Origin of the sequence: Flavobacterium sp., assembly GCF_020217025.1 — a bacterium.
GTDB lineage: Bacteria > Bacteroidota > Bacteroidia > Flavobacteriales > Flavobacteriaceae > Flavobacterium.
In genome coordinates this window covers 1-10,000 of the sequence record NZ_JAIWOF010000099.1, presented here as the reverse complement: position 1 = coordinate 10,000, position 10,000 = coordinate 1, and the positions used below count along the sequence as shown (strand labels likewise).

General features: G+C 31.6%; 13 protein-coding genes. 9 read left to right on the top strand and 4 right to left on the bottom strand.

Annotated features, from left to right (window positions below; genetic code table 11):
• From LDL23_RS04830 to arsB, 9 genes are all read left to right on the top strand, one after another.
• The coding region (locus LDL23_RS04830) for a T9SS type A sorting domain-containing protein (protein WP_291264696.1) at positions 1-1,523 on the top strand (1,523 nt) is incomplete at its 5' end.
• 122 nt (positions 1,524-1,645) lie between these two features.
• Entirely contained in the window at positions 1,646-1,969 is a 324-nt protein-coding gene (locus LDL23_RS04825) for a metalloregulator ArsR/SmtB family transcription factor (RefSeq protein WP_291264695.1), read from the top strand.
• A 103-nt stretch (positions 1,970-2,072) separates the two neighbouring features.
• Entirely contained in the window at positions 2,073-2,549 is a 477-nt protein-coding gene (locus LDL23_RS04820; protein WP_291264694.1) for a DUF6428 family protein, read from the top strand.
• Between the two features lie 49 nt (positions 2,550-2,598).
• On the top strand, positions 2,599-3,210 hold the full coding sequence (locus LDL23_RS04815) for a protein-tyrosine-phosphatase (protein WP_291264693.1): 612 nt from the start codon (positions 2,599-2,601) through the stop codon (positions 3,208-3,210).
• Between the two features lie 4 nt (positions 3,211-3,214).
• On the top strand, positions 3,215-3,448 hold the full coding sequence (locus LDL23_RS04810) for a thioredoxin family protein (RefSeq protein ID WP_291106950.1): 234 nt from the start codon (positions 3,215-3,217) through the stop codon (positions 3,446-3,448).
• Between the two features lies 1 nt (position 3,449).
• Positions 3,450-4,424: a permease gene (locus tag LDL23_RS04805; protein WP_291264692.1), complete on the top strand. Its 975-nt coding sequence runs from the start codon at positions 3,450-3,452 to the stop codon at positions 4,422-4,424.
• Positions 4,425-4,426: 2 nt separating this feature from the next.
• Complete coding sequence (locus LDL23_RS04800; protein WP_291106954.1) at positions 4,427-4,834, top strand: nitrophenyl compound nitroreductase subunit ArsF family protein; 408 nt, start codon at positions 4,427-4,429, stop codon at positions 4,832-4,834.
• A 3-nt stretch (positions 4,835-4,837) separates the two neighbouring features.
• Positions 4,838-5,545 carry an aromatic aminobenezylarsenical efflux permease ArsG family transporter gene (locus tag LDL23_RS04795; protein ID WP_291264691.1) on the top strand — a complete coding sequence of 236 codons (708 nt, stop codon included), beginning with the start codon at positions 4,838-4,840 and terminating at the stop codon, positions 5,543-5,545.
• The gene (gene arsB, locus LDL23_RS04790) at positions 5,546-6,577 is read left to right on the top strand and encodes an ACR3 family arsenite efflux transporter (RefSeq protein ID WP_291106958.1); all 1,032 of its coding nucleotides are present in this window, start codon (positions 5,546-5,548) and stop codon (positions 6,575-6,577) included.
• 31 nt (positions 6,578-6,608) lie between these two features.
• On the opposite strand, the gene LDL23_RS04785 is transcribed toward arsB, so the two are convergent.
• The 4 genes from LDL23_RS04785 to LDL23_RS04770 form a co-directional block, all read right to left on the bottom strand.
• The gene (locus LDL23_RS04785) at positions 6,609-8,354 is read right to left on the bottom strand and encodes an alpha/beta fold hydrolase (protein ID WP_291264690.1); all 1,746 of its coding nucleotides are present in this window, start codon (positions 8,352-8,354) and stop codon (positions 6,609-6,611) included.
• Between the two features lie 153 nt (positions 8,355-8,507).
• Entirely contained in the window at positions 8,508-8,765 is a 258-nt protein-coding gene (locus LDL23_RS04780; RefSeq protein WP_291106963.1) for a hypothetical protein, read from the bottom strand.
• Positions 8,766-8,767: 2 nt separating this feature from the next.
• Positions 8,768-9,076: a thioredoxin family protein gene (locus LDL23_RS04775; protein WP_291106965.1), complete on the bottom strand. Its 309-nt coding sequence runs from the start codon at positions 9,074-9,076 to the stop codon at positions 8,768-8,770.
• Positions 9,077-9,155: 79 nt separating this feature from the next.
• The gene (locus tag LDL23_RS04770) at positions 9,156-9,791 is read right to left on the bottom strand and encodes a peroxiredoxin (protein ID WP_291106967.1); all 636 of its coding nucleotides are present in this window, start codon (positions 9,789-9,791) and stop codon (positions 9,156-9,158) included.
• Positions 9,792-10,000 lie beyond the last annotated feature (209 nt).

Sequence of the window (10,000 nt, the reverse complement as noted above, 5' to 3'; positions counted from 1 at the left end):
TAATAAGATTAAATAGTGGTGGTTCTATTGATTATACTGTAAGTCAAAGAGATATTTCATATAATTCGAGAATTAAATTATTAGATACTGGTGAAGTTTTACTTTATAATAAACAAGTTGGTGAAGAAAGTTTTTATGATGGGTTTCCTACTAATGGTTTAATAAAACTTATTGGAGAAGATTATTATTATGTTAATGGTAAAACAAAATATGATTTTAATTCAAATGGTTGTGAAATTTCTGACTTAAACTTTCCAAATTTAAATTTAAGTATTACAAATGGATCTACTTCACACTCAATGATTGCAAACCAAACAGGGAATTATAATGTGAGTGTTAGTGCTGGAATTTATACACTAACACCAATTTTAGAAAACCCAAGTTATTTTAATATATCTCCAACAAGTATTTCTGTGAATTTCCCAACACAAGCAACCCCTTTTAATCAAGATTTTTGTGTAACAGCTAATGGTGTAAAATCTGATGTTGAAGTTATGGTTATGCCAACAACTCCTGCGCGCCCAGGTTTTGATGCTGAGTATAAAATTGTATTTAAAAACAAAGGAAACCAAATTGAAAATGGTTCTGTTTCTTTAACTTTTGATGATACAGTTTTAGACTATGTTTTATCAAATCCTGTTTATGATAGTTCTGCAACCAATAGTTTTACTTGGAATTACACGAATTTACAACCATTTGATATTAGGGAAATTACAATCATTTTTAATGTAAACTCTCCTATGGAATCTCCTGTTGTAAATAATGGTGATGTGTTAAACTATACAGCTTCTATTAATATTTCAAATACTGATGATACTCCTTCAGATAATATATTCGAACTAAACCAAACAGTTGTAGGTTCTTATGATCCAAATGATAAAACATGTTTGCAAGGTGAAATTGTGGCGCCAAGTATGATAGGTGAGTATGTGCATTATGTAATCCGATTTGAAAATACTGGTACAGCAGTCGCACAAAACATTGTTGTTAAAGATATGATAGATTTGACTAAATTTGAAATATCAACCTTAGTTCCTTTAAAAGGAAGTCATGATTACTACACAAGAATCAATGATAATAAAGTGGAGTTTATTTTTGAAAATATAAATTTAGACTACAATGATGCTACAAATGATGGTTACGTAGCGTTTAAAATTAAAACAAAGCCTACGTTGGTAGTTGGAAATACATTTAGCAACAATGCGAATATTTATTTCGATTATAATTTTCCAATTACAACCAATACGTATACAACAACCATTCAGGCGTTGAGCAATCAAGATTTTACATTTGAAAATGAGTTTGTGTTTTATCCAAATCCTGTAAGAGAAGTTTTAAATATTCAATCAAAAAATAATTTAGAAGTACAATCTGTAGAAATTTATAATGTATTAGGACAAGTTGTTTTAGCAATTATAGATACTACTAAAACAATTGATGTTTCAAATTTAGAAACAGGAACATATTTTATTAAAATAAATACAGACAAAGGAAGTACAGTGACCAAGTTTTTGAAAGTATAATAATTTTGTCATATAAGGCTTGTCGAAGTGTTATAAAATTAATCCCGAAAGAAATTTCGGGATTTTTTATTGCATATTATATTTGTTTATCGTAATATTGCAATATAATAATTTAAAAAACCATGGGAGCATCTAAATCAGAATCCTTTTCAGTGGAACAAAACGAAATGGCAACGTTGTTTAAAGCCTTGTCTCATCCAGCTCGAATTGCAATTGTTGACTATTTGTTAACCGTTGATACTTGTATTTGTGGTGATATTGTAAACGAATTGCCATTAGCGCAACCTACAATTTCACAACACTTAAAAGAATTAAAAAACGCCAACATCATCAAAGGGACTATCGAGGGAACCGCAATCTGTTATTGTATCAATCCAGATACCATTGATAAAATTGAAAATCACTTTGGTGTGATTCGTCATAAGTTAAAAAACAAATGTTGCTAAGTGAAGCAACGTCACTTCGAGTGATTTTTAAAAGAGAAAATGCTAATTTTTGCTTTTAAAAATTGTATCGAGAACTTTTGAAAACAATTTATAAAACACAACTATGAGATTATCAGAAATCAAATCCGAATTAAAACAGCTTTCTCAAATAGCTTTTCAATTGCCTAATGGCGATTTAGTACCAAGTCATTTCCATGTTACGGAAGTAGGAAAAGTATCCAAACATTTCATCGATTGCGGTGGAACTGTTCGCACAGAAGAAGTAATCAACTTTCAACTTTGGGAAGCCAATGATTACGACCACAGATTGCATCCAGAGAAGTTAATTCACATCATAGAACTTTCAGAAAAAACCTTAGACTTACCTGATTTAGAGATCGAAGTCGAATACCAAATGAAGGAAACCATTGGGAAATTTAATTTGGATTTTGATGGAACAAATTTCTTACTAACGACAAAACTTACGGATTGCTTAGCAAAAGACAATTGTGGAATTCCTCCAGAAAAGATGAAAGTTAAAATAGGCGAGTGGAAACCCAAACAAACTTCTTGTTGTACACCCGATTCAGGTTGTTGTTAATTTTAAAAAGCTAATCACTAATTACTTATCACCAGTCAATCGGATAACTATGTTAGAAAATTTATCAAAAACTATCAAGTCAATTGAAGAAATTGCAGTTTCAAACGAAAGAAAACAAGTGTTGAATCATTTAGTAGATTACATTCAAAATAAAGTCAATGCTAACGAAGAAATTCGATTGAATTTCATTTGCACGCACAATTCTAGAAGAAGTCATTTATCCCAAATTTGGGCACAAACGATGGCATTTCAATTCGGAATAAAGAATGTATTTTGCTATTCTGGCGGAACGGAAGCTACAGCGATGTTTCCAAGAGTAGTAGAAACATTAGTGAATCAAGGATTTCAAATTCAGAAGTTAAGCGAAGAACAAAATCCCGTTTATGTGGTGAAGTTTGATGATAATCAACATCCTATAATCTGTTTTTCAAAAACGTATTTCAATGATTTTAATCCGAAGACTAACTTTGGCGCTATCATGACCTGCAATAATGCTGATGAAGGTTGTCCAATGGTTTTTGGTGCAGAAGCGAGATTCCCAATCAAATACGACGATCCAAAAGCATTTGACGGAACGGATGTAATGAACGAAAAATATGCAGAAAGAAGTTTGCAGATAGCTTCTGAAATGTATTATGTATTCTCACAAATTAAAAAATAATATCATGAGAACAATTAAAATTTTAGGAACAGGTTGTGCTAAATGCAAAGCCACCGAACAAGCAGTTAGAGATGCAATTGCAAAAAATAACATCGATGCAACGGTTGAAAAAGTAGAAGATATTCAGCAAATTATGGAATATAATATATTGTCAACCCCAGCAGTTGTAGTAGATGAGGTTGTCAAAATAAAAGGAAAAGTTCCATCTGAATCAGAAATTTTAGAAGCACTTTCATAAGATGTTCGACTGGCTACAAAACCTTTCTGATTGGCTGATTTACTCGGTTTTTAACATTGCTCAAGGCACAAAATTGGGCGATGCACTCAACTTTTTTGTATATGATACGATAAAGATTTTAATCTTATTGTTTATTATTACAACGGTTATGGGTGTTGTTAATTCTTATTTCCCAGTAGATAAAATAAGAAACTATCTTTCTCGAAATAAATTATTTGGCTTAGAATATTTGTTTGCCTCTACGTTTGGAGCCATTACGCCATTTTGTTCTTGTAGTTCGGTTCCGTTATTCATTGGTTTTGTGAAAGGAGGAATTCCACTTGGAGTAACCTTTGCATTTTTAATAACATCGCCTTTGGTAAATGAAGTTGCAATTGCAATGTTTATCGGTATGTTTGGTTTAAAAGCAACCTTAATTTATGTTTCTAGTGGAATTTTACTAGGTATGATTGGCGGATATATTTTAGGAAAACTAAAGTTAGAAAAACATTTATCGCCATGGGTGCAAGGAGTTTTAGCAAATGCCGAAAAGGAAAGTGATTTACAAGAAGAAAAACTGACTTTTTCAAAACGTTTACCTTCTATTTTTAGAGAAGCATTTTTAATAATTAAAGGTGTTTTTTGGTACATTATCATCGGAATAGGAATAGGAGCCATGATGCACGGATTTATTCCAACAGGATTTTTTGAAGCCTATATTAGTAAAGAGAATCCGTTTGCAGTTCCTATTGCTGTAATACTCGGAGTACCCATGTATAGCAATGCAGCTGGTGTTTTACCAATAATTCAAGTATTTGTTCAAAAAGGAATTCCTATAGGAACAGCAATTGCCTTCATGATGGCAGTTGTAGGCTTATCCATTCCTGAAGCTACAATGCTTAAAAAAGTGATGACTTGGAAATTAATAGCTATTTTCTTTGGAGTAGTGGCAACTTGCATCATAATTTCGGGTTATGTATTTAATTTAATTTTATAAAGATGAAAACAAAAATTATCATAGTGTTTGCGGTATTTACAACCTTTTTTTCGTGCAAAAACGAAGTAAAAGAAGATGTAAAACCAATTGTTGAAAATTCAAAAACTACTGAAGTTCAGTTAATTCAATTTCATACCGAACATCGTTGTGTAACCTGCAATAACATTGAAAAATTAAGCAAAGAAACTATCAAAGGAAATGATGCAATTTCTTTTGTTTTGTATAATGTTGACGACGAAAAAAACGCCAAAGTTGCCGAACAATTTGAGGCTACAGGAACGTCTTTATACTTATATAATTCGAAAACGAAAACGATTAAAGATCTAACTGAAATGGCTTTTATGTATGCCAAAAATGAAGGCGAAAAGTTTAAAACCGAACTTCAAAAGGAAATTTCCGAATTCAAATAATCTATGGATTTCATACAAACTTTCGCCGAAAATAAAGAGTTTCCAGTTCTTGCCGCTTTTGCCCTAGGTTTATTGACTGCAATAGCTCCGTGTCCGTTGGCAACGAACATAACGGCGACAGCTTTTATTGCAAAAACCATAAATAACAAGAGAAAAGTAGTTTTAAGTGGATTGCTTTATACTTTAGGGAGAATGTTTTCGTACACCTTTATTGGAGCGTTGATTTATTTTGGAGCAAGCAAATTTCAAGTGGCAAAGTTGTTTCAAGGAAATGGTGAAAAATATATTGGTTATGTTTTGATAATCATAGGATTAATCATGTTAGATGTAATCAAGTTGAATTTTATAAAAGGATTTAATTTAACAGAAAAACTATCAGAAACCTTCAAAACCAAAGGGTTGTTAGGTTCATTTTTATTAGGAGCTTTGTTTGCCATGGCATTTTGTCCGTATAGCGGAGCTTTGTTTTTTGCGATGTTGATTCCAATGACATTAGCATCGAGTGAAGGGTTATTATTACCTGTAGTTTTCTCAATTGGAACAGGATTACCCGTAATTTTCTTCGCTTTTGTGATTGCTTTTAGCATGGAAAAACTAGGAAATTATTTCAAAACCATTACTAAAATTGAAAAAGTAATGCGAATTATTGCCGCGTTAACTTTCATCATAACAGGACTGTATTACATTAATATTTATTTAAAAATTGTATAAATGAAAAAAAGATTAGGATTTTTAGACCGCTATTTAACGCTTTGGATTTTCTTAGCGATGTTAATTGGAGTAGGAATAGGCTATTTCATTCCCAATTCAGCTAATTTTATCAATTCCTTTTCATCAGGAACTACAAATGTTCCGTTGGCAATTGGTTTGATTTTAATGATGTATCCACCATTAACCAAAATCGATTTTTCTAAAGTGCCTCAAATGTTTGAAAAACCAAAGTTATTATCCGCTTCGTTTTTCATCACTTGGATTGTAGGGCCGTTTCTGATGTTTTTATTAGCGACTTTTTTCCTGAAAGATTATCCAGAATACATGATGGGATTAATTATCATAGGAATTGCGCCTTGTATTGCAATGGTAATCGTTTGGAATGAATTAGCAGAAGGAAACCGTGAATTAACAGCAGGTTTAATTGGAATAAACAGTTTGTTACAGGTGTTTTTTTTCAGTTTGTATGCCTATTTCTATTTGGAAATCATGTTGCCTTTATTCGGAATCAAAGGTTTAGAATTAAATATCACGATTGCCGAAATCGCTAAAACGGTTGGAATTTATTTAGGAATTCCGTTTGCATTGGCTGTGATTAGCCGTTATGCAATCAAAAAGTATTTGGGCGATAAGTTTTTCAATCAGAAATTCATTCCGTTTGTTTCTCCAATTACTTTGATAGCGCTACTTTTTACCATTGTAGTTATGTTTAGTTTAAAAGGCGAAATGATTGTTGATTTACCAATGGATGTGGTAAGAATTGCAATTCCATTAGTCATTTTCTTCGTAATTATGTTTTTCTTGATGTTTTTTGTAGCTAAGAAAATTGGAGCTGATTATAGAGACACAGTTGCATTATCGTTTACCGCTTCAGGAAACAATTTTGAATTAGCAATAGCAGTATCTATCGGGGTATTTGGAATTAATAGCGGACAAGCCTTTGCTGGTGTGATTGGCCCTTTAGTAGAAGTTCCCGCTTTGATAATTTTAGTGAATGTAGCTTTCTGGTTAAAGAAGAAATATTTTAAATAAAAAAACGCTCTTAAACAGAGCGTTTTTTGTATTATTCTTTAATCACTTTTATCGTTTTCTGTAGGGAATCGTTTTCTAATACAATTAAGTAGATTCCGCTTTCTAAACTAGACAAATCTAATGTGTTAGAAGTTGCGTTTTCAAAAGTTTTAGTTTCTATTAATTGTCCTAATACACTATAAACGGTTGCTTTTGATAAAGTTATATTTTCTAAATTCAAAATATCTTTTACAGGATTAGGATAAAAAACAAATGATTCAAAACTAGTATCATCGGCACTTAAAGTAGTGGTAATGTTGAATTGGTAAGGTGTTGTATAATTGGTATTAGTTGGATTTGTGCTTGTAAGTTTTAAATAGTAATCTCCGGGTGCAAGCGTTCTTGTAAAACTAATTGTAGCACCACTATTATTTTGGGATGCTCCAACAGCTGTTCCTGCCGAATTTAAAATTGTACCGTTCATAGCTGAAGTTACAATACTACTTACATTTACTATCGCATTTACATTATCAGTTACTGTAAATTTAAAATAATCATTGTCTGCACCTGTTGGGTTTTGAACCGTTGTGTAGCCTATGTAGTTTTTATTTGTTTGGATTCCATAAGCTAATTCTTTGAAATTTGGTTCGTCTAAACCTTGCATCATTTGGTATGGATAGCCTGGTAATTCTGTATGATTTTCAATTAAGTCATAACCAGAATTAAAATAGAATAATTTGGCAGGATAAGTTAATCCGGTTAGATAAGTATTCATATTTGAAGATGGTTCAGGAACAACTCCGTCTGTGGTAACATTACTTCCGAAAGCATTGGTAATTCTTCCAATAACACATGAAAAATCAATAAGATTATCAATTGGTTTTTGGTTTAAACCTTGTATGTTTTCCCCTAAAATACCATTGCAATTTATGTCAGAATTGAAAAAATCTGGAGAATTTGAATTATCGTTCATGCTAGCACTATTCTGTACTTCTAAACCTCCAAATAAGAAATGACTACCTTCACCACTGTAATAATAGGTAGTTTTTAAATCTCTAATAGCTTCAGATTGAGGACTAACACTTGTAAAAAAAGCAATTGGATTGTCACTAGCGTTACTTCCTCCATGAGGAGTTCCAAGAGTCAATAGTTTGGCTACGTGATGTTGGTTATCCGATTGCCAATTATAGGAATTTTGGATATATTCTCTTGAAGCTAATCCCCCCATACTATGTCCTACTAAAATTACTTTATCTTTACCTGTTACTTCCATAACTCTTTGAACAGCAACTCTTACCGCAGTACCTTGTTTAGCAATTGCCGATTGGTTACTGAGTACTGTTGTTCCCACAGCTCCATTTGGGTTTACGTTGAAGTTTACATAATAATAATCACCATTTTGTACTAAAGATTCAAATGCAGCAATATCAGCTCCAGCTGTTGGGTAGAAATTTTTATTTGTTGTAGTGTTATTGTTGTCAGCATTTAAACAAAAATCAAAACGACCACCAAAAGTAAAACCATATTGGGTGTCATAATAATCAGTTGATGTATTCCAAGTTTCTGAACTTGAATTTAATCCGTGTATAAAAATAATAGGGTAGGGTAGTTTGCTTTCAAAAACTCTACTTGTTGTGTTTTGAATAGGAGTTTTTAAAGAGAAAATACTATCGTTTCTGTACTCAAAATATTCAAAATCTGCAGACCTTGGTTTGAATTCGATTCGCTCATTTTGAGAAAAAACGATCGAGGATATAAACATTAAGGCAAATGATGCAAACAAAGTAATTTTATTCATACACATTATTTTTGATTTAATAATGCGCAATATATAAATAAATTGTTAAATTACTATGAATGCATATAATTTTTGTTTTATTTGTTTGTTTAAATGAAAAAAGCTCTATGTTTTTCACATAAAGCTTAATATATTCATTATTTTAAAATAGTATTATTTGTCTATCGAACCTAAAACACGCTTCATAAAATCGTTTAAAGCGGTTTTTTTATCAGCGCCATTTTTGATGGCTTGATTCACCTCTAAGGCTCCATACATATTAGATATTAACTCAGCAATTACATCTAATTCTTCGTCTTTTAGCGATGAAACTTCACAAAGATTTTCTAAAACTTCTATAGTTTCTACTAAATAATCTTGATCGTTATCTTCAATAAATTGAGTTAACTGTTTTATAACGGGTAATTTCATAATTAAACTACTTCATTTACTAATTCCGCTAAAACTTCAGCTTTATTAGTTTGTGTTTGATTTACTAAAACACCATTTTTGAAAGTAGCAAACGTAGGTAAATTATCCACTTTTGCTAATTTTCTTGATTCTGGAAATTTTTCGGCATCCACCATTACAAAAGGAACTGCTTCGTTTTGAGAAGCCATCATTTTGAATTTTGGTTTCATAATGCGGCAATTTCCACACCATGATGCTGAATATTGCACTACAACTGTTTCGTTTGATGCAACAATTTCCGCTAAATTATCTTGTTCTATTTCTGTAAACATTTTTTTTAGTTTTCAATTAGACAATATATCAATGTGCCAATTATTGTCTAATTGACACATTGATTATTGACATATTATTTTAGTGAGAAGCTAAATAAGCAGCTGTAGATTTTCTATCAGCGTTCATTGCATCTTTTCCTTCTTCCCAGTTAGCAGGACAAACTTCACCTTTAGTTTGAACGTGAGTGTAAGCATCGATTAATCTTAAGTACTCGTTTACGTTTCTTCCTAATGGCATATCGTTAACGCTTTCATGGAATACTTTTCCATCTTCGTCAATTAAATAAGTAGCTCTGAAAGTAACGTTTGAACCTTCTAAGATTTCGTCATTTAAATCTTCGTTGTAAACCCATTCTGCATCTAAAATATCTAAAGCAGCAGCTAAATTTCTTGTTGTATCAGCTAAAAGTGGGTAAGTTACTCCTTCGATTCCACCGTTATCTTTAGCCGTATTTAACCAAGCAAAGTGTACTTCGTTTGTATCACATGAAGCACCAATTACCATTGTGTTTCTTTTTTCAAATTCTTGTAAAGCAGCTTGAAAAGCGTGTAATTCTGTTGGGCATACGAAAGTAAAATCTTTTGGATACCAAAATAAGATTACTTTTTTCTTGTTGTTAGCCGCTTCTTCTAAAACGTTGATTCTTAAATTATCTCCCATAAAAGAGATCGCGTCTACTGTAATGTTTGGGAATTTTTTTCCAACTAATGCCATGATTTTGTATTTAAAATTATTGTTATTTTTCTGAGTGCGAAATTACAAATAGAAACAACAAAAAAACATGATATTTATTATATTTTTAGATATTGTGATAGATAAAAATTATGGAAGATTTTTCCATCAAAATTTAAAGCAATAAAATAAAAAAACCACCTGAAATTAGGTGGTTTTAGTGACTTTTATATTGCAATTATTTCAAATCA